At 60.3% G+C, this 18,314-nt stretch carries 20 protein-coding genes; 15 read left to right on the forward strand and 5 right to left on the reverse strand.

All coding sequences use genetic code 11. From position 1 onward, the window contains the following. The first annotated feature begins 23 nt into the window (after nucleotides 1-23). The 7 genes from mobA (at nucleotide 24) to IE093_RS00550 (ending at nucleotide 5,293) form a co-directional block, all read left to right on the forward strand. Nucleotides 24-611, forward strand: a complete 588-nt coding sequence (gene mobA, locus IE093_RS00520) for a molybdenum cofactor guanylyltransferase MobA (protein WP_189464843.1) — start codon at nucleotides 24-26, stop codon at nucleotides 609-611. After that, nucleotides 608-1,189: a molybdopterin-guanine dinucleotide biosynthesis protein B gene (gene mobB, locus IE093_RS00525; RefSeq protein WP_422730954.1), complete on the forward strand. Its 582-nt coding sequence runs from the start codon at nucleotides 608-610 to the stop codon at nucleotides 1,187-1,189. The genes mobA and mobB overlap by 4 nt, the downstream gene beginning before the upstream one ends. After that, a complete protein-coding gene (gene moeA / locus IE093_RS00530) occupies nucleotides 1,186-2,457 on the forward strand; it encodes a molybdopterin molybdotransferase MoeA (RefSeq protein WP_189464849.1) in 1,272 nt (423 codons plus the stop codon). Before mobB ends, moeA begins: the two co-directional genes overlap by 4 nt. Next, nucleotides 2,454-3,257 carry a cyclic pyranopterin monophosphate synthase MoaC gene (gene moaC, locus IE093_RS00535; RefSeq protein ID WP_189464852.1) on the forward strand — a complete coding sequence of 268 codons (804 nt, stop codon included), beginning with the start codon at nucleotides 2,454-2,456 and terminating at the stop codon, nucleotides 3,255-3,257. The genes moeA and moaC overlap by 4 nt, the downstream gene beginning before the upstream one ends. A 2-nt stretch (nucleotides 3,258-3,259) precedes the next feature. Beyond that, nucleotides 3,260-3,712: a molybdopterin synthase catalytic subunit MoaE gene (gene moaE, locus IE093_RS00540; protein WP_189464854.1), complete on the forward strand. Its 453-nt coding sequence runs from the start codon at nucleotides 3,260-3,262 to the stop codon at nucleotides 3,710-3,712. Next, the gene (moaA, locus tag IE093_RS00545) at nucleotides 3,709-4,701 is read left to right on the forward strand and encodes a GTP 3',8-cyclase MoaA (protein ID WP_189464857.1); all 993 of its coding nucleotides are present in this window, start codon (nucleotides 3,709-3,711) and stop codon (nucleotides 4,699-4,701) included. The genes moaE and moaA overlap by 4 nt, the downstream gene beginning before the upstream one ends. A 301-nt stretch (nucleotides 4,702-5,002) precedes the next feature. Beyond that, a complete protein-coding gene (locus tag IE093_RS00550; RefSeq protein ID WP_189464859.1) occupies nucleotides 5,003-5,293 on the forward strand; it encodes an H-NS family histone-like protein in 291 nt (96 codons plus the stop codon). A 96-nt stretch (nucleotides 5,294-5,389) separates the two neighbouring features. On the opposite strand, the gene IE093_RS00555 is transcribed toward IE093_RS00550, so the two are convergent. Beyond that, nucleotides 5,390-6,970, reverse strand: coding sequence for a ribonuclease J (locus IE093_RS00555; RefSeq protein WP_189465814.1), 1,581 nt, complete (start codon nucleotides 6,968-6,970; stop codon nucleotides 5,390-5,392). Between the two features lie 216 nt (nucleotides 6,971-7,186). Here IE093_RS00555 and purU point away from each other — a divergent pair, with 216 nt between their 5' ends. Together purU and IE093_RS00565 are read left to right on the forward strand one after the other, a co-directional pair. Further along, nucleotides 7,187-8,041 (forward strand): formyltetrahydrofolate deformylase, encoded by an 855-nt coding sequence (purU, locus tag IE093_RS00560; RefSeq protein ID WP_189464862.1) that lies wholly within the window; start codon nucleotides 7,187-7,189, stop codon nucleotides 8,039-8,041. 32 nt (nucleotides 8,042-8,073) lie between these two features. Then, on the forward strand, nucleotides 8,074-8,745 hold the full coding sequence (locus IE093_RS00565; protein ID WP_189464865.1) for an energy-coupling factor ABC transporter permease: 672 nt from the start codon (nucleotides 8,074-8,076) through the stop codon (nucleotides 8,743-8,745). Nucleotides 8,746-8,752: 7 nt separating this feature from the next. Here IE093_RS00565 and dinB read toward each other — a convergent pair whose 3' ends face one another. Both dinB and lexA read right to left on the reverse strand, forming a co-directional pair. Further along, on the reverse strand, nucleotides 8,753-9,805 hold the full coding sequence (dinB, locus tag IE093_RS00570; RefSeq protein WP_189464868.1) for a DNA polymerase IV: 1,053 nt from the start codon (nucleotides 9,803-9,805) through the stop codon (nucleotides 8,753-8,755). Nucleotides 9,806-9,969: 164 nt separating this feature from the next. Then, nucleotides 9,970-10,626 carry a transcriptional repressor LexA gene (gene lexA, locus IE093_RS00575; protein WP_189464871.1) on the reverse strand — a complete coding sequence of 219 codons (657 nt, stop codon included), beginning with the start codon at nucleotides 10,624-10,626 and terminating at the stop codon, nucleotides 9,970-9,972. A 180-nt stretch (nucleotides 10,627-10,806) separates the two neighbouring features. On the opposite strand from lexA, the gene IE093_RS00580 reads away from it, so the two are divergent. The 5 genes from IE093_RS00580 (at nucleotide 10,807) to IE093_RS00600 (ending at nucleotide 14,493) form a co-directional block, all read left to right on the forward strand. Further along, nucleotides 10,807-11,475, forward strand: coding sequence for a TetR/AcrR family transcriptional regulator (locus tag IE093_RS00580; protein WP_189464875.1), 669 nt, complete (start codon nucleotides 10,807-10,809; stop codon nucleotides 11,473-11,475). A 4-nt stretch (nucleotides 11,476-11,479) separates the two neighbouring features. Then, nucleotides 11,480-11,998: a L,D-transpeptidase gene (locus tag IE093_RS00585; protein WP_189464878.1), complete on the forward strand. Its 519-nt coding sequence runs from the start codon at nucleotides 11,480-11,482 to the stop codon at nucleotides 11,996-11,998. A gap of 101 nt (nucleotides 11,999-12,099) precedes the next feature. Beyond that, the gene (gene nagZ / locus IE093_RS00590; RefSeq protein ID WP_189464880.1) at nucleotides 12,100-13,125 is read left to right on the forward strand and encodes a beta-N-acetylhexosaminidase; all 1,026 of its coding nucleotides are present in this window, start codon (nucleotides 12,100-12,102) and stop codon (nucleotides 13,123-13,125) included. 21 nt (nucleotides 13,126-13,146) lie between these two features. Next, nucleotides 13,147-13,725 carry a hypoxanthine-guanine phosphoribosyltransferase gene (locus IE093_RS00595; protein WP_189464882.1) on the forward strand — a complete coding sequence of 193 codons (579 nt, stop codon included), beginning with the start codon at nucleotides 13,147-13,149 and terminating at the stop codon, nucleotides 13,723-13,725. Nucleotides 13,726-13,764: 39 nt separating this feature from the next. Continuing rightward, nucleotides 13,765-14,493 (forward strand): S-methyl-5'-thioinosine phosphorylase, encoded by a 729-nt coding sequence (locus IE093_RS00600; protein ID WP_189464885.1) that lies wholly within the window; start codon nucleotides 13,765-13,767, stop codon nucleotides 14,491-14,493. Between the two features lie 205 nt (nucleotides 14,494-14,698). Here IE093_RS00600 and IE093_RS00605 read toward each other — a convergent pair whose 3' ends face one another. Then, on the reverse strand, nucleotides 14,699-16,414 hold the full coding sequence (locus IE093_RS00605; RefSeq protein ID WP_189464888.1) for an AMP-binding protein: 1,716 nt from the start codon (nucleotides 16,412-16,414) through the stop codon (nucleotides 14,699-14,701). 48 nt (nucleotides 16,415-16,462) lie between these two features. Continuing rightward, entirely contained in the window at nucleotides 16,463-16,915 is a 453-nt protein-coding gene (locus IE093_RS00610) for a MerR family transcriptional regulator (protein WP_189464890.1), read from the reverse strand. A 209-nt stretch (nucleotides 16,916-17,124) separates the two neighbouring features. Between IE093_RS00610 and IE093_RS00615 the strand changes: the two genes are divergently transcribed. Next, entirely contained in the window at nucleotides 17,125-18,291 is a 1,167-nt protein-coding gene (locus IE093_RS00615; RefSeq protein ID WP_189464893.1) for an acyl-CoA dehydrogenase family protein, read from the forward strand. Nucleotides 18,292-18,314: the final 23 nt, after the last annotated feature.

The raw sequence follows: 18,314 nt of genomic DNA on the forward strand, positions 1-18,314 counted from the left end.
CATCTTTCTGTGGAGAGCCAGCCATGCACCCGGAGCAGTTGAGTGGCCTGATCCTCGCCGGTGGCCAGGGGCGACGCATGGGCGGTCGCGACAAAGGGGTGGAGCCCTTTGCCGGTCAGATGCTGATCGATCATGTCCTGCAACGGTTGCGTCCGCACGTGGCCGAGGTATTGATCAATGCCAACCGTCACTTGGAAGTCTATGGCCGCCTGGGGTTGCGGGTGATCACCGATCGCGAAGGAGGGTACCAGGGCCCCTTGATGGGTATCTGGAGTGGACTGTCGGCCGCCAGGACGCCTTGGGTGGTGGTAGCACCTTGCGACAGCCCCGCTCTGCCTGAAGACTTGGTGGAGAGGCTGGTAGCCGGACGTGGCGAATGCGACATCGCCGTGGCACATGATGGCGAGCGTGCCCATCCGGTAGTGGCACTGATTCGCCGTGAGCTGGCCGCGGACCTGGGAGCGACATTGGCCGCAGGCGAACGCAAGATCGATCGCTGGTATGCTCGTCACGCGTGGTGTCATGTGGACTTCAGCGACTGTCCACACGCCTTCGCCAATCTCAATACCGAGCAGGACAAGGCTCGGCTCGAACAATGGCTGAAACCATGATGCAGTCTTCCCTTAGGCTTGACGACGAACGCCTGCCGCTGCTGGGTATTGCCGCCTGGAGTGGCACCGGCAAGACCACGCTGCTGGAAAGCCTGCTGCCGCGACTACGACAGCGGGACTTGAAGGTAGCGGTGATCAAGCACGCTCATCATGCCTTCGATGTGGATCAGCCCGGCAAGGATAGCCATCGCCTGCGTCAGGCTGGTGCGACCCCGATGCTCGTCGCTTCGCGCGCTCGAATGGCAATGATGATGGAGACGCCCGACCAGGAGGATGCGGATCTGGCCACCTTGATCGAGTGCTTGCGCCCGCTGGCACCGGATCTGGTGCTGGTGGAAGGCTTCAAGGCCTGGCCGTTGCCCAAGCTGGAACTCCATCGAGAAGCGCTCGGCAAGCCGTTGATGGCTTGGGAGGACCCTTGGATACGAGCAGTCGCCAGCAATACCGAGCTGGCTCTGCCGCGTGATGTCGAAACGCTTGATCTCGATGACATCGAGGCCCTGACCGACTGGATCGCTGCTTGGCCAGGTCGCTGGTCTCGCATGCGAACTCCACGGCCGATGGAGACTCAGCCATGAGCCTGTCGTGCTTCGATCTTGGCGAGCGAATGCTGTCGGTGGAGGAGGCCTTGGTAGCGCTGCGGGAATTTTCACCGGCGATGCTGGAGAGTGAACGACTGGCCTTGGAGGTGTTGCCGGGGCGCGTGCTGGCGGAAGATATTCATTCGACGATCAATGTGCCTCAGAACACCAATGCCGCCATGGATGGTATCGCCGTGGCCTGGCCGCAGGATACTGGGACACTCCCCGAGCGCTGGTTGCGGGTAGGTAAGGTGCTGGCCGGGCATCGTCATCCTGAAGGTGAGGTGGCGCCGGGCTGTGCCGTGGCTATCACCACCGGAGCACCGTTACCTCGGGGCACTGACACCGTGATCATGCAAGAACAGATTCTTGAGACGCGCCAGAATGGCCAGGATTGGATCACGGTCGAGCGCGCGGAGATGGTCCGTCGTGGCCAGAACGTACGTCAGGCCGGCGAGGATATCCGGCGCGGGAGCCTGGCGCTACCTCGCGGCACACGCCTGAAGCCCCAGCATCTGGGCTTGCTGGCATCGTTGGGTGTGCCCAGCGCACGGGTACATCGTCGGCCGCGCGTTGCTGTGTTTTCCACTGGCGACGAGGTCACGGCACCGGGTGAAGTCCTGGGCGGTGAAAGTATCTTCGATGCCAATCGCTTCGCCTTGCGCGGCCTGCTGGCAGGGCTCGGGTGCGAGCTTTTCGATCTGGGCATCCTGCCCGACGAGCGGACTCGCATCCAGGCTGCGCTCGAACAAGCCGCACGTGAGGCCGACATGGTCATCACGAGTGGAGGCGTGTCGGTCGGGCAGGCCGACTGGATCCGGCCTGCCTTGGCCGATAGCGGCGACCTGGGATTCTGGCGGATCGCGATCCGCCCCGGCAGGCCGTTGGCTTTCGGTCGTCTTGGCGAGCGGCAGATACCCTTCTTCGGGTTGCCCGGCAACCCGGTGGCGGTGATGGTGACCTTCCTGCAGTTCGTACAGCCCATGCTGCGTCACCTGCAGGGCGAGGCGAACTGGTCTCCACGGCGGCTGACGGCGCTAGCCGAAGCCCCGCTTGCCAGTCGCTGCGGGCGCGTGGACTTCCTGCGCGGCGTCTATCATGCTGATGACAATGGACAGCTCTGGGTGCGAAGCACCGGTCGCCAGGGCTCGGGAATCCTGTCGTCGATGGTCGTTGCAAACTGTTTGATCGAGATCACGGCCGAACGTGACGGCGTGGAGCCGGGAGAGGCCGTGATCGTACAACCCTTTGGTGAACTGACATGAGCCTGACCCATCTCAATACCCGTGGCGAAGCCCATATGGTAGATGTTGCCGACAAGTCCGAGAGTCAGCGCGAGGCGATCGCCAGCGGACATATCGTCATGCAACCGGCAACCTTGGCGTTGCTGTCGGAAGGTGGACTACCCAAGGGCGATGTGTTGGCGACGGCCCGCATCGCCGGCATCCAGGCCGCCAAGCGTACTCATGAACTCATTCCGCTCTGCCATGCCTTGGCATTGTCGAAGGTGGCCGTCGATTTTCGACTCGATGAAGCGACATCCCGAGTGTTGGTTACCGCAACTTGCCGCTTGAATGGGCGAACCGGCGTGGAAATGGAAGCCTTGACCGCCGTGTCGGTGGCCTGTCTGACGCTTTATGACATGTGCAAGGCAGTCGACAAGGACATGCAGATCGGGGCGATTCGTCTCGAGTCCAAGACGGGTGGTAAGTCGGGCGACTATCGCCGTACGGCTGACGAAAGCGAGGCCCCGATCGTCACCAGCGAATGTCGCAGTGGGGAGGTCAGTGTGGGACTGCGTGCTGCCATACCTTGCGTGCGGGTCAAGTGCTTGGCCGAGCTCCGAGAACGTTTGGGCGTGAGTGACCTCGACGTTCCCTTCGATAGTTTGGATGAGCAGAATGTCGCCGGCTTGAAAGCAGCGCTCAAGGCTCGTGACGACCGCTTCGACCAGCTCGACGACGCGCGCATTCTGTGTGCCGTCAACCAGGTCATGGGGGGAGATGCCACGCACTTGACCGCCGACGATGAAGTGGCTTTCTTCCCTCCGGTGACAGGAGGTTGACGATGATTCGTGTACAGCATGAGCCATTCGACCCAGGACGAGAGCAGGAGGCGTTGCTCCGGGGGCGTCATGATATCGGAGCCGTGGTGAGCTTCACCGGCCTGGTTCGTGACTTCAACGAGCGTCCCGAGGTCGAGGCTCTGACACTGGAGCATTATCCTGGCATGACCGAATCGGCATTGACTGCTATCGTCGAGGAAGCCGAATCGCGTTGGCCCCTCCAAGGGGTGCGTGTCATTCACCGGGTTGGCCAGTTGGCGCCCGGAGATCCGATCGTGCTGGTGATGGTCGCCAGTGCCCACCGTCGGGCAGCGTTCGAGGCTTGCGATTTCATCATGGATTATCTCAAGACGCGTGCCCCCTTCTGGAAGAAAGAGCATACCTCGTCGGGACAGTACTGGGTGTCCGAGCGAGCAAGCGATCAGCGAGACGCCGAGCGTTGGGAGGACTCATGACAACAACACTGATCGATAACTTCGATCGCCGGGTGCGCTATGTGCGCATTTCAGTCACCGACCGTTGCGATTTTCGCTGTGTCTATTGCATGAGCGAGGACATGACCTTCCTGCCGCGAGCGCAGATATTGACGTTGGAGGAATTGGCTACGGTGGCGCGTGCCTTCACCGAGCTTGGCGTGGAAAAGATACGTCTGACCGGCGGTGAGCCGTTGGTGCGTCGCGGGATCGAGAAACTGGTCGGAGAGATCGGTTCCCTACCTGGTCTCAAGGACTTTGCCATGACCACCAATGGGGCGGGGTTGGTCAACTATGCCCGGGCCTTGCGGGAAGGAGGGCTGAAACGCCTCAATATCAGCCTGGATTCATTGGATGCCGACAAGTTTCATCGCCTCACTCGCACCGGCAAACTGGACAAGGTGATTGCCGGTATTCATGCCGCTCGCGAGGCGGGGTTCGAGCGTATCAAGCTCAACGCTGTCATTCTCAAGAACCGCAACGATGATGAAGTGCTCGACCTGGTCGACTTCGCTCGAAACGAGGAAGTGGATATCAGCTTCATCGAGGAGATGCCGTTGGGCGATGTCTCCGACCATTCGCGTGCCGAAACTTACTGCTCCAGCGATGAGGTTCAGGCGATCATCGAGCAGCGGTATACGTTGATGCCGACCACCGAAACCACCCTGGGGCCTTCTCGCTATTTCCTCATGCCCGACAGCGACACCAGAATCGGTTTCATCTCGCCACACAGCCATAATTTCTGCTCGACCTGCAATCGGGTACGGGTCACGGTGGAGGGGCGCCTGCTGTTGTGCCTGGGCAATGAGCACTCGGTGGATCTGCGTGCCGTGCTGCGTCGCTATCCTGGCGACATGGAGGCACTCAAGGACGCGATCATCGGGGCCATGCCGCTCAAGCCCGAACGTCATCACTTCACTACCGATGGCGATGTCCAGGTAGTGCGCTTCATGAATATGACCGGCGGTTGAATGTACTTCCCTTACGCTTGCCCACTCAGTGGGCAAGCAGGGTTCCTTCTCGTCTGGCTGTCGCTTCCCTTCTCTTCTTTGCCTACCCTGGAACGGCTTTCGTTTCCACTTCCTGTGGCTGCGTTGTGCGGATACGTCGAGTGCCGTGAAATGGGCTTTTCGAGTTTTTTGCTCCCACGGATTCGTCGATGTGGAACAAGTTAATGGCGGGATTTTCTTGCCAAGGTGACATAGAGGCATATACTTTTTACGATAAAACCATGGAGCACCCCTTTCCCAACCCTCGAAATGGAGGAGGCCAATGTCTTCCGAAACCTTGGAACGCATCGCCCGCAACAAGAATGTCGCCCGTGCAGCGGCACGTCAGCTCAGTATGGAGCAGTTGAACAAGCTGGCGGAAGTGATCGGTGAAGTGATCGAACAGAAGCAAGAAGAAGATAAGAAGCGCCAGGAAGAGGAGGCTCTCAAGGAACGCAAGTTGGCAGAAATTCGTGAAGCGATCAATGATGCCGGCTTGTCATTGGATGACCTGGTCTCCGAGCAGCCCAAGCGTCGTCGCGGTCGTCCGCCGAAGAACGCAAACAAATCCTGAGCCGGTCCCACGCGTCAGGCAATAAGAAAAAGCGGACGCGAGTCCGCTTTTTTGTCGGTGAGAAGAGCAGACGAGGCCATACGCCCCTATTCCCGATCACGGGGGTTCAGCGGCCAGGATCTGCAGATGCACGTCGGGCATGTGACGCATGTGCCGCATCAGGTATTGCATCAGCGGAGGATGTAACTCGCGACGTAACTCCATAAGGCTTTCCGCTGCCATGTCGGCCAACCGCTCATCCAACCAGTCGGCGAAGGCATCTTCATCCAGGACGGTCGAGGCGCTAGAGTCGAGCACGAGGCGGCCGATACGTGCCCACCCTTGCTCTCGAGGAACGACAGGCAGGGCAAGGAAAAGGCTGCCGTGTCGCGAATGGCGACGTTCACCGATATCGGCGAGTGACGGCAAGGGAGTCACGGCATCCTGCTCGATGATACAGGGCGCTTGAGGATGCCGGGATTCGAGAGTCAGCCCGTTTTGATCAAAGCGAATCAAATCGCCGTCGGTGGGTATCAAGGGCGCATGAATGCCGAGAGCCTCGGCCAATTCGCAATGGGCCTGCTGGTGGCGATGTTCACCGTGTACCGGTAACAGGTGACGAGGCTTGACCCAGTCATAGAAGGTACGAAGCTCTTCTTGAGCCGGGTGCCCCGACGCATGTAGCTCGGGGTGGTTCTGTTCATGGTAAAGAATGACGCCCAAGCGGACGAGCGCGCGTTGCAGACGCTCGATCAAGCGTTCGTTACCGGGAATGGCCTTGGCGGAAAAAATCACACTGTCGCCCGGCCTCAGTTCGAAGTGGGGATGGCTGCCATGTGCCAGTCGCGAAAGGGCCGCTCGAGGTTCCCCTTGGCTGCCGGTGGCGATGACCAACACTTCTTCTGGTGGCAGGTAGCCCAGGTCGCGTACCGGAACCAGTGGCGGGAGGTCGTCCAGGTAACCCAGGCTTCGAGCGATACCCACCATGCGCTCCATGGAACGGCCCATCAGGCTGACCCGGCGTCCACAACGCGCCGCCGCTCGGGCGGCGGCTAGTACTCGTGCCAGATTGCTGGCGAAACAAGTGACGATGACGCGTCCGGGACACTCGGCCAGGGTCCGTTCCAGTGCACGAGCCACCTCTCCTTCGCTACGCGAATGTCCGGGTACCGGCGCATTGGTCGAGTCGCCGACGAGTAGATCGACCGGTGCCAGGGTGCGAAACGTTGTCTCGTCGGTGGGGGAACCGATCAACGGTTCCGGATCCAGTTTCCAGTCGCCGGTGTGCAATACCCGGTACTGAGGAGTGGCGATCAGCAGGGCGCAACTTTCGGGGATCGAGTGCGTCAACGGCAAGAAGCGCAGGCTGAAGGGGCCACTTTCCATCGCTTCTCCCGGTTCGATGACGTGGATGTCGTCGGTGGCCAGTCCGCGCTCGAGAAACTTGGCCCGCAGCAGGCCAGCGGCCAAGGGAGGGGCATGAATGGGACATCCCCAATGTGGCCATAGCCAGGCCGCGGCGCCGATATGGTCTTCGTGGCCATGGGTGATGATCAACGCACGGGGCACGATCCCCATTGACTCGAGGCTGGAGAGGTTGGGAACCTGCAAGGGACTGCCGGGCAGATCCTGACGAATCATCATGCCGCAATCGATGGCAATCCAGTCGCCGTCTTGTCCATACAGCGTGAGGTTCATCCCGATTTCACCGCAACCACCCAAGGGCAGGAAATGCAGAGGTGGACGACGGCGAGGGCGAATTTTTACACGGGACTGCAGCATGGTCGATCATGAGTCGGCAAACGAGATCTTCATCATACGGGATGGGAGGGTGACGCCACAACGCGCATGACTGGAGACCGCTGAGTTCGCTACACTATCGCGTCCGAAGCATTTCCCTTGGGCGGTTTGCCGATGTCACATTATTATCGTCTGGTCGTATCTTGTCCCGATCGCGTGGGGATCGTGGCACGCGTTTCCGGTTTCATCGCCAGTCAAGGTGGCTCGATTACCGAGGCCAACCAACACTCCGACCTGGCCACGGGTCGCTTCTTCATGCGCTACGAGATCCTGGCCGATTCCGTGGCGCTGGATGCCGACTCGTTTCGCCGTGCCTTTGCTCCGATCGCCAACGAATTTTCCATGGAATGGGCTTTGTCCGATACGGCAAAACGGCCACGCGTGGTACTGATGGTCTCCAGAGAATCGCATTGCCTGGTGGATCTGTTGTATCGCTGGACCGCCGGTGAACTCGATTGCGACATCCCCTGCGTGATTTCCAATCATGAGGACATGCGGGCATTGGTCGAGTGGCATGGCATTCCCTATCACCACGTACCGGTGCAGGCCAATGAAAAGGCAAGGGCGTTCGCAACGATGGAGCGCCTGATCGAGGAGGCCGAGGCCGATACCGTCGTGCTGGCTCGCTACATGCAGATCCTGCCTCCCGGCGTCTGCGAACGCTACGCCGGAAGGGTGATCAATATCCACCACAGTTTCCTGCCATCCTTCGCTGGCGCCAAACCCTACCATCAGGCCTACGAGCGTGGCGTCAAACTGATCGGTGCCACCTGCCACTATGTCACCCAGGAACTCGATGCAGGACCGATCATCGAGCAGGATATTCACCGCGTCAGTCACTGCCATACGGCGGACGATCTGGTGCGCTTCGGGCGCGATGTGGAAAAGACGGTATTGGCGCGAGGCTTGCGCTGGCACTTACAGGATCGCGTCCTGATTCACGGCAACAAGACCGTGGTTTTTGCCTGAGCGAGCGCCCATGACTTTCTTCCTGGTGCGGTATGACCTTCATTGACGTGGTGCTTGCGCCTTGGATGCTGGGGCTGTGTGCGTTGCTGAGCTTGATCATGCTGGGGTTGGCAATAGCCCAGAAACCTTGGCGTTCCGTGATCGTGGATCGTGGCTTGCAGCATCGTTTGATGGTCTCCGGCATCGCCGTGATGCTGTTCTGGCAACTTCGTGCCCAGGCGGTGGACTGGCTAAGCCTGCATTTGATGTTCACGGCGTTGTTGACACTGGTGTTCAAAGCACCACTGGCATTGTTGATCAACCTGATGGTGAATCTGGCCATGGTCGTGATAGGCAAGACGGCCTGGCCGTTGCTAGGGGTCAATCTGCTGATCAGTGGCGTGGTACCAGCCATGGTGATGGTAGCGGCATGGCGTCTGGTCGATCGTTATCTTCCCGACAATCTACCGATCTTCGTTTTCGTGTGTGGCTTTTTCGGCACGGCGCTGTCCACCCTGGCCAGTGGCCTGGCGTTGATTGTTATCGCATGGTTGGGAGCCGTCGATCCTCAGGTATGGTTCGTGGTCCGTGAATACGCGTTATTCCTGCCGCTGCTGATGCCATCCGAGGCGTTCATTACCGGCATGCTGTTGAGCTTGCTGGTGGTTTATCACCCACATTGGGTGGCGACCTTCAACCGTCACCGTTACATCGATACCAAGTAGTACCGGATTATAGAGGCAGGGTTAATTGGCGCAGCGCCTCACGTGGTACCAGGCGTACCCCCACGCCCAGCAGACGGACCGGGCGCCGGGCACGCTGCCAGGCTTGAGCGAGCAGAGCGGCGAAGCTCTTGTGGCTGATCGAATATCCACCGCTCTCCAGGGTAGTGAGACTGAAGTCGTCGAAGCGCACCTTGACGAACAGCTTATCCAGTTCGGGGCGGCCATGTCGTTGCAAGCGTTCATCGAGACGTTCGACAAGTGGTGTCAAGGCGGCCTGGCAGGTGTCGAGGTCGGGAAGATCGCGTTCGAAGGTGGTCTCGACGCTGATCGACTTGCGTTCGCGTTCGACCTTGACCTCACGGTCGTCGATACCATGCGCCAATTCGTGGAGGCGTTGGCCGAATTTGCCGAAACGTGAGATCAGTGCCTCCACGGACCAACGGCGCAGATCCTCGCAGGTTTCGACTCCCATGTCCTCGAGCTTGGTCGCGTTGGCGGGACCCACACCATGCAAGCGCTTCACCGGTAAACGGCGCACGAAGTCGTCGACCTGATCCGGGGCAATCACGTACAAACCATCGGGCTTGTCCCAGTCGCTGGCGATCTTGGCCAGGAACTTGGAGGGGGCGGCGCCGACCGAGATGGTGATACCGGTTCGGCGCAGCGTTTCTTCTTTCAGCCAACGAGCCATCCAGGTGGCGCTGCCCTGAAAGCGTTCGACGTTGCTAACGTCGAGAAAGGCTTCATCCAGCGACAATGGTTCCACCAGCGGAGTGAGTTCGGCGAAGATGGCCTGAATCTCGTGCGACACTGCGCGGTAACGCTCGAAATCTCCCGCCAGCAGAACCAGGTCCGGACACAGGCGCAGGGCTCTGGCGGTGGGCATGGCCGAGCGAACGCCATAGGCGCGTGCCGGATAGTTGCAGGTGGCGATGACGCCACGCCGCTCGGCGCTGCCACCGATGGCCAGTGGAACCTCGCGCAGGGCGGGATTGTCACGCATCTCGACTGCGGCGTAGAAACAGTCGCAATCGGCATGCAGGATCTTTCTCGGTTTCATGACAGGTAGCGATAGTAGCGCTAGGGTTTGTCCGAAAAGTCGCCGAGCGATGGCCAGACAAGGCAAAAATCAGCGAAAAAGCGGAGTTTACGTGGTTGTAAATGAGCATTTTGAGCTGATTTTTAACGCCGTATGGGCGAGCGCAGGCAGTTTTCGGGCAAAGCCTAGTTGAGGGCTTGGCCATTACCACCCCGAATCACGCCGACGCCGACCCCCTCGATTTCCAGTGCCTGGTGGCGCAGATCGACTTCGATCGGGGCGAAATCGGCATTTTCGGCGATCAGCCACACTTTGTGCCCCTGACGCTTGAAGCGCTTGACGGTGACATCGTCTTCCAGGCGCGCGACGACGATCTGGCCGTCGCGGACCCGATTGGTGCGATGTACGGCAAGCAGATCACCCTCGAGGATGCCGATATCCTGCATCGACAGGCCGCGCACGCGCAGCAGGTAGTCGGCGCGAGGAGAGAAGAAGTCGGGGGATAGAGGACAGTAACGATCGATATGCGCGGCTGCCAGGATCGGGCTGCCTGCTGCGACATCGCCGACGATCGGTAGGCCGTTGTTGGCTTGGCCATCGGTTTCATCGGCACCGCCATCGATCTCCTGATTGGCCAGGCGGATGCCACGCGAAGTGCCGGCCACCATGCGAATCACCCCTTTCTTGTCGAGTGCTCGCAGATGCTCTTCAGCGGCATTGGGTGAGCGAAACCCCAGTGCCCGGGCGATTTCGGCCCGGGTTGGCGGATAGCCCAGTTCGTTCATGGTCTTGACGATGAAGTCATAGACATTCTGCTGGCGCGGCGTGAGAGGGCGGGTCATGGGACCTCCGCGTGGGAAGTTGGAGTTTGTTCAAGTATACAGCATGGAATTACATCCAGTAATGGTCGTTTTCGGCTTTCGGATGTCGTTTTAAACGGCTTGCATTGTGACAATCCGTCATGCAACGTAAGCTGTATAATGTTTAAAACAGATGTTTATAGCGACTCAAGAGGCTAGCTCATGGCCCAGACCGATACCGTGACGCGAATTCTCGATACTGCCGAGGTACTGTTCGCCGAGCGTGGCTTCGCCGAGACGTCACTGCGTAATATCACCAGCAAGGCCAAGGTCAACCTGGCGGCGGTGAACTATCATTTCGGCTCCAAGAAATCGCTGATCCAGGCGGTGTTCGCCCGTTACCTGGATCCATTCACCGAGCGCTTCCATGCCGCTCTCGATGAACTCGAGGCGCGATATCAGGGTGAAGTCATTCCCTTGGAAGAGCTGCTCGAGACCATGGCACGCTGCGTGCTCGAGGTGCCTGCCGAGCGCAACAGCCTGAAGGTGTTCATGAAACTGTTGGGGTTGGCCTACAGTCAGGCGCAGGGGCATCTGCGCCGTTATATCCAGGAACACTATGGTAGTGTCTTCACCCGCTTTGCCGCGCTGGTTCGTCAGGCAACGCCGGACCTTCCCGATGCCGAGCGTTTCTGGCGACTGCATTTCATGCTGGGGACGGTGATCTTTACCTTGTCGGGACTGGATGCCCTGCGCGATATCGCCGAGCAGGACTATGGAGAACATGTCAGCGTGCGGGAACTGATTCGCCGGCTGCGGCCGGTGGTGGTGGCCGGCATGAACGCTCCCTTGCCGCAATCGACCGATGATGCACTGCCAGCCGCGGGTTGATGCCATGCGCACACCATCTCTTGCCGAGTTACCACCGCATGATGCCATCTGGTTGGAGGTTGACCTGGGCCTCCAGCGACTGGTGGTGTGGCGGGGAGAGGAAGCCGAGAAGGAGTATGCCATTTCCAGTGGGCGAGCCGGTGCCGGCCAACGACAAGGCAGTGGCCAGACGCCACTGGGGTGGCACTACGTGCGCGCGGCAATCGGCGATGGTTTGCCGCCAGGAACGGTATTTCGTGGGCGACGGCCGACTGGCGAGATATTCGACCAAGCGTTGGCCTCGGCACACCCAGAGCGTGACTGGATCCTGACCCGTATCCTGTGGTTATGCGGTCTTGAGCGTGGTTTCAACCGCGGAGGCGACCGTGACTCCCAGCGCCGCTATATTTACTTGCATGGTACCCCACCTGGCGAACCCATGGGGACGGCGGCATCGCACGGTTGCATCCGGTTGCGCGACGCTGCCCTGCTGGAAATCTTTGACCTGGCGGTGCCTGGCACGCCAGTGTGGGTACATGAGTGAGGGCGATCGAGCCGATGTCGCCACGCCGAGACGCTCCATATCTGTCGTTGGCTTGCACATTGGTCTAGAATCTCCCTCCTTCTAAGCCAAGGATGCCAACCATGACCCAACCTCTTGGCCCGGTGATGCTCGACCTGGAGGGGCCCAGCCTCAAGCGAGCGGAGCGTGAAATGCTCCAGCACCCCGAGGTAGGGGGCGTGATTCTGTTCGCCCGCAACATCGAAGATGCCCACCAGGTACAAGCGTTATGCGCCTGCTTGCGTCGCTTGCGTCCCGACCTGTTGCTGGCCATCGACCAGGAGGGTGGGCGCGTCCAGCGCCTGCGCGAGGGTGTGACACGCCTGCCTTCCATGCGCCGTCTGGCCGAGGGCTATGACGAAGATCCGCAAGCCGCGCTGCAACGCTGCCAGGATGCTGGCTGGCTGCTGGGTATGGAGATGGCCGCCTGCGGATTGGATCTTTCCTTCGCCCCTGTGTTGGATGTCGATGGCGGTACCTCCACGGTGATCGGCGATCGCAGCTTTTCCCGCGACCCCCAGGCCGTGGCGTTGCTCGGCGGCGCCTTTATCACGGGATTGCATGAAGCCGGCATGGTCGCGGTGGGCAAACATTTTCCAGGGCATGGCGGCGTGGCCGCCGACTCGCATATCGAACTGCCTATCGATAGTCGTTCCCTGGACGAGTTGCGACAGCGCGACCTGTTTCCCTTCGCCGAACTGGCCTCGCATCTCGATGGCGTGATGCCGGCGCATGTCATCTATCCGGCCTTCGATGAACGTCCCGCTGGTTTCTCACCTAATTGGCTGGGTTTTTTACGTGAGGACCTGGGCTTCAGGGGAGCGATCTTTTCCGACGATCTCTCGATGGCTGGGGCCACTGTGGCCGGCGATCCGGGAAGTCGTGCCCTGGCGGCCTTGAATGCCGGTTGCGACATGGTGCTGGTGTGCAACGACCGTGAAGCGGCCCAGGCCGTCGTAGCGGCCTGTGCGGGGCGAAGCAGCAAGCGTCACGCCAAACTGCGCTACGCTCGTGCCCGCCCGAATCTGGATACCTTGCCGGCCTTGTCGCGTTGGCGTCGCGTGCATGCGCGTCTGGAAGCCCTGGCTGATACACCGCCCACCACTTGAATTGCTGTTGATATGGACTCCATGCCCAGACCCGATACCGAATTTCATGAATCCCTCGCCACCATGCGCGATGTCATGGAGCATGCCGACTGCTTGATTTCCCAGGAGCAGGTCGAACGCGCGCTCGATCGCATGGCCGAGGAGATCACTGCCAACTTGGGCGACAAGCTACCGGTGTTCTACTGCGTGATGAACGGTGGTTTGATCACTACTGGCCATCTTCTGACCCGGCTCGGATTCCCCTTGGAGGTCGATTACCTGCATGCCACGCGCTATCGCGGTGGTTTGCGCGGTGGCGAACTGTTCTGGCGAGTGTCGCCGGAGATCCCCATGGCCGGGCGTCATGTGGTGATCGTCGATGACATTCTCGATGAGGGCGCGACTCTTGCCGCCATTCTCGATTATTGCCGTGAGGCCGGGGCGGCAAGCATCTCCACGGCGGTCTTGGTCGACAAGCGCCACGATCGCAAGGCAGTGCCTGGACTCAAAGCCGACTATTGCAGCCTCGAAGTCGCCGACCGCTATGTATTCGGCTTCGGCATGGATTACAAGGGCTACTGGCGCAATGCGCCGGGCATCTTCGCTCCCAAGGGGCTTTGATTTGGGCTTTGGTTGTCTGGATGGAATGAGGAGAGCGCCATGCTGGCGATTATCGGCGGCACCGGCCTGACTGAGATGCCGGATCTGGAGATTACCCAGCGTCATGGTGTCGAGACGCCGTTGGGGGCAGCTTCCAGCGGGGTGTTGCAGGGTATCCTGGATGGGCGTGACGTACTGTTTCTGCCTCGCCATGGTCATCCGCACAAGCTGCCGCCACATCGCGTCAACTACCGGGCCAACGTATGGGCGCTCAAGCAGGCGGGGGCAACGCGTATCATCGGTGTCAACGCCGTGGGCGGTATCGAGCCTGCGTTGGCGCCTGGCGCCCTAGTGGTGCCGGATCAGTTGATCGACTACACCAGCAGCCGTGAATCGACCTATTTCGATGGGCGTTTCAAGCCGCTGCAGCATATCGATTTCTCATGGCCTTACGACGCCGAGCTGCGTGATGCACTGCTGCGTGCGGGTGAGCAAGCCGGCGAACTGCTGGAAGATGGCGGGGTCTACGGTTGCACCCAAGGGCCGCGTCTTGAAACCGCCGCCGAGATCGCACGCATGGCGCGCGATGGCTGCCGGTTGGTGGGTATGACCGGCATGCCGGAAGCGTCCCTGGCGCGCGAGTTGGAGATTCCCTACGCCTGCCTGGCGCTGGTGGTCAATCCTGCTGCCGGCGTGGTCGAGTCCGAAATCACCATGGCCGAGATCGAGGCCGCCCTGGAAAGTGGCATTGAACGGGTCAAAAAGGTGATTCGGGCGCTGCTCGGCTAGTTGTGGGCTACGGGCTACGGGCCGCGAGCATGCTAGCCATAAAGGCAGCCAGTCATCACAATCCTGCTCGAAGCCCGAAGCCCGAAGCCCGAAGCCCGAAGCCCGAAGCCCGAAGCCCGAAGCCCGAAGCCCGAAGCCCGAAGCCCGAAGCCCGAAGCCCGAAGCCCGAAGCCCGAAGCCCGAAGCCCGAAGCCCGAAGCTATGGTCAATGCCCCAATTCCCTGGTGGCTTCCTCGCGCATCTTGTACTTCTGGATCTTGCCGGTAACGGTCATCGGGAAGGTATCGACGAACTTCACGTAGCGCGGGATCTTGTAGTGGGCGATCTGGCCTTTGCAGAAGGCCTTGAGGCTCTCTTCATCCAGGGTTTCGCCCTCGACCAGCTTGACCCAGGCCATCACTTCCTCGCCGTACTTCTCGTCGGGAACCCCAATCACCTGCACGTCTGAAATCGCCGGGTGGGTGTAGAGGAACTCCTCGATCTCGCGCGGGTAGATGTTCTCGCCTCCACGGATGATCATGTCCTTGATGCGGCCGACGATGGCCACGTAGCCTTCCTCGTCCATGGTGGCGAGGTCGCCGGTGTGCATCCAGCCGGCATGGTCGATGGCCTTGGCGGTGGCCTCCTCGTTTTCCCAATAGCCGAGCATCACGCTGTAGCCGCGCGTGCACAGCTCGCCACGTTCGCCACGTGGTACCAGCGCGCCGGTGGAGGGGTCGATCAGCTTGACCTCCAGGTGAGGATGGATGGTGCCAACCGTGGTTACGCGCTTCTCTAGCGGGGCGTCGGTCTGGGTCTGGAAGCTCACCGGGCTGGTCTCGGTCATGCCGTAACAGATGGTCACGCCCTGCATGTGCATCTTGTCGATGACCTGACGCATGATTTCGATGGGGCAGATCGAGCCGGCCATGATCCCGGTGCGCAGTGTCGACAGATCGAAATCGGTGAAGCATGGATGCTCCAGCTCGGCGATGAACATGGTCGGTACCCCGTAGAGCGCGGTGGCTTTCTCCTCGGCAACCGCACTCAAGGTCGCCTCGGCGTCGAAACCATCGCCCGGGTAGATCATCGCCGCGCCGTGCGTCATGCAGCCCAGGTTGCCCATCACCATGCCGAAGCAGTGGTAGAGCGGTACAGGGATCACCAGGCGGTCATGTTCTGAAAAGCCCATCCTGCGAGCGACGAAGAAGCCGTTGTTGAGGATGTTGTGGTGCGAGAGAGTCGCCCCCTTGGGCGCTCCTGTAGTGCCGGAGGTGTACTGGATGTTGATCGGGTCGTCGAACTGCAGCCCGGATTGAACCTCGGCGAGTTGCTCGGGCGATACCTCGTCGGCATGTTCGAGCAGGGCGTTCCAGCTCGACATACCTGGCAAGCAACGGGATTCATCGAGGCAGATAACGCGCTTGAGTGCCGGTAATCGGTCGCTGGCTAGCGCTTTGCCGGAAGCCGCCTTCAACTCAGGAACCAGCTCAGCGATCGTCTCCACATAGTCGGAGGATTTGAAGGCACCCTGAAGAATCAGCGTCGAGGTGCCCGACTGCTTGAGTGCGTATTCCAGCTCATGGCTGCGGTAACTGGGATTGATGTTGACCAGGATGGCGCCGATCTTGGCGGTGGCGAACTGGGTAATGGCCCATTCAGCGCAGTTGGGCGACCAGATCCCCACCCGATTGCCTTTACGTACGCCCACGGCGAGCAGTGCCCGGGCGGCGTCGTCAACGGCATCTTGCAGCTCGTGCCAGGTATAGCGCAGGTTCTGGTGCCGGCTGAGCAGCGCATCGCGTTCGGGGAAGCGGGCGACGGTCTCGTCGAAGCATTCCCCGATGGTCTGTCCCTTCAAGGGCATGTCGCTGATGCCGCTGACATAGCTATGGCTAGTGGGGTGACGGTAATTGGTGTGTATTGAATCGTGGCGTGACATGGTGTTTCCCGTCTTGTTGTCGGTACGTAACGTTGCGGGTGGTGAAAGTCAGAGCCTTGGAGTCGTTCGGAGCAGGTTGTTCAGTGCCTCTTGGCAACGCGCTTCCACGTCATCGAGTTCACGCTGCATCAGACGGATATCCTCGAGTTGGCGTTCCATGTTGGCGCGCTTGTCGGCCAGGAGTTCCAGCAACCGGCGCAACTGGCGGGCGTTGCCATCGGGCATGGCGTCGTAGAGTTCGATGACTTCGCGAATTTCCGCCAGCGAAAATCCCAGACGCTTGCCGCGCAAGGTGAGCTTGAGCCTGACCCGGTCCTTCTCGTGATAGATGCGGGTTTGGCCTCGACGTTCCGGTTCCAGCAATCCTTCCTGTTCATAGAAGCGAATGGTCCGCGGCGTGACTTCGAACAGTTTGGCAAGTTCACCAATCGAATAGGTGCGTCGTTGCTTGGTTGCCGATGATGCATCGGACAGTAAGGTGTCGTGGGGGGAGTCGTTCATGGTTCTGTTCCTGAATCGCAGAGGGGGCCCGTCGATATGCTTACCCAGCCTAGAACCAGTTGACGTTTACGTAAAGTGCCTGTAGACCAAGGGGTGGCTTGCACCCAACCAAGCAAGTGCTAGGTTGGTGGCATCGAGTCAGTCCAGAATGAACTAATACTGAGAGTGTCGGCGGTGCGTATTGCCTGCCGGCGAAAGAGGGCGCCGACATGGATTTTTCCCTTAGCGACGATCAAAAGGCGTTACAGCAGGCCGCAGCGGATTTCACCCGTGCCGAGTTCGCCGAGAATGCGGCACGCTGGGACGCAGAGTCGTACTTTCCCGTGGATGTCATCAAGCGCGCCGGCGAGGCGGGCTTCCTGAGCATCTACATCCCCGAGGAGCATGGTGGTCTGGGGCTGTCGCGCCTGGATGCCGCGCTGATCTTCGAACAGCTTTCCCAAGGCTGCATTTCGACCACCGCATATCTGACCATCCATAACATGGCGAGCTGGATGATTGCCATGTGGGGCAGTGAGGCATTGCGTGAGCAGTGGCTGCCGCGCCTGATCAGTGGCGAATTGCTGGCTTCCTACTGTCTCACCGAGCCGGGCTCCGGCTCGGATGCCGCCAGTCTGAGAACCAAGGCCGTGCGCCAGGGGGACGAGTACGTCCTCAGTGGGTCCAAGATGTTCATCTCAGGGGCAGGCGAAACCGACGTGCTGGTGGTGATGGCGCGTACCGGTGGGCCGGATTCCGGTGCCGGTGGTATTTCGACCTTCCTGGTGCCCGCCGATAGTGCCGGCATCGAGTACGGCAAGAATGAGGACAAGATGGGTTGGAAGAGCCAGCCGACCCGCCTGGTAAGCTTCGATGAGGTGAGTGTGCCGGCCGCCAACCGGCTGGGCGAGGAAGGCGAGGGCTTCAAGCTCGCCATGAAGGGACTCGATGGCGGCCGCCTGAACATCGCCAGTTGTTCGCTGGGTGCGGCTCAGCAAGCGTTGACCCTGTCACGCGATTACCTGATGGGACGCAAGCAGTTCGGGCGTGAACTGGCCAGCTTCCAGGCACTGCAGTTCAAGTTGGCCGACATGGCGACCGAGCTGACTGCGGCGCGCTGGATGGTACGCCAGGCCGCGTGGCGGCTTGACCAGGGCGATCCCGAGGCCACCGCCCATTGTGCCATGGCCAAGCGCTTCGCGACCGATGTCGGGTTCCAGGTATGCAACGAGGCTCTGCAACTGCATGGCGGCTACGGTTATATCAAGGAGTACCCGCTCGAGCGCTTGGTGCGCGATACCCGGGTGCACCAGATCCTCGAAGGTACCAACGAGATCATGCGTGTGATCGTGGCCCGTCGGTTGTTGGCCGATGGCATGATCGAGTCGCTGCAGTAGTGAACGGAATGACCGCTTTGCAA

It is taken from the genome of Litchfieldella qijiaojingensis (genome assembly GCF_014651875.1).
In the GTDB taxonomy this organism is placed as follows: domain Bacteria; phylum Pseudomonadota; class Gammaproteobacteria; order Pseudomonadales; family Halomonadaceae; genus Litchfieldella; species Litchfieldella qijiaojingensis.

Coding starts and splice junctions, on each gene's coding strand:
- moaA (WP_189464857.1), top strand. CDS start 3,709: ATGACAACAACACTGATCGATAACTTCGATCGCCGGGTGCGCTATGTG.
- purU (WP_189464862.1), top strand. CDS start 7,187: ATGTCACATTATTATCGTCTGGTCGTATCTTGTCCCGATCGCGTGGGG.
- IE093_RS00600 (WP_189464885.1), top strand. CDS start 13,765: ATGCTGGCGATTATCGGCGGCACCGGCCTGACTGAGATGCCGGATCTG.
- moeA (WP_189464849.1), top strand. CDS start 1,186: ATGAGCCTGTCGTGCTTCGATCTTGGCGAGCGAATGCTGTCGGTGGAG.
- IE093_RS00550 (WP_189464859.1), top strand. CDS start 5,003: ATGTCTTCCGAAACCTTGGAACGCATCGCCCGCAACAAGAATGTCGCC.
- IE093_RS00555 (WP_189465814.1), bottom strand. CDS start 6,970: ATGAACCTCACGCTGTATGGACAAGACGGCGACTGGATTGCCATCGAT.
- IE093_RS00585 (WP_189464878.1), top strand. CDS start 11,480: ATGCGCACACCATCTCTTGCCGAGTTACCACCGCATGATGCCATCTGG.
- nagZ (WP_189464880.1), top strand. CDS start 12,100: ATGACCCAACCTCTTGGCCCGGTGATGCTCGACCTGGAGGGGCCCAGC.
- IE093_RS00615 (WP_189464893.1), top strand. CDS start 17,125: ATGGATTTTTCCCTTAGCGACGATCAAAAGGCGTTACAGCAGGCCGCA.
- IE093_RS00580 (WP_189464875.1), top strand. CDS start 10,807: ATGGCCCAGACCGATACCGTGACGCGAATTCTCGATACTGCCGAGGTA.
- dinB (WP_189464868.1), bottom strand. CDS start 9,805: ATGAAACCGAGAAAGATCCTGCATGCCGATTGCGACTGTTTCTACGCC.
- moaC (WP_189464852.1), top strand. CDS start 2,454: ATGAGCCTGACCCATCTCAATACCCGTGGCGAAGCCCATATGGTAGAT.
- moaE (WP_189464854.1), top strand. CDS start 3,260: ATGATTCGTGTACAGCATGAGCCATTCGACCCAGGACGAGAGCAGGAG.
- IE093_RS00595 (WP_189464882.1), top strand. CDS start 13,147: ATGCCCAGACCCGATACCGAATTTCATGAATCCCTCGCCACCATGCGC.
- mobB (WP_422730954.1), top strand. CDS start 608: ATGATGCAGTCTTCCCTTAGGCTTGACGACGAACGCCTGCCGCTGCTG.
- IE093_RS00565 (WP_189464865.1), top strand. CDS start 8,074: ATGACCTTCATTGACGTGGTGCTTGCGCCTTGGATGCTGGGGCTGTGT.
- lexA (WP_189464871.1), bottom strand. CDS start 10,626: ATGACCCGCCCTCTCACGCCGCGCCAGCAGAATGTCTATGACTTCATC.
- mobA (WP_189464843.1), top strand. CDS start 24: ATGCACCCGGAGCAGTTGAGTGGCCTGATCCTCGCCGGTGGCCAGGGG.
- IE093_RS00610 (WP_189464890.1), bottom strand. CDS start 16,915: ATGAACGACTCCCCCCACGACACCTTACTGTCCGATGCATCATCGGCA.
- IE093_RS00605 (WP_189464888.1), bottom strand. CDS start 16,414: ATGTCACGCCACGATTCAATACACACCAATTACCGTCACCCCACTAGC.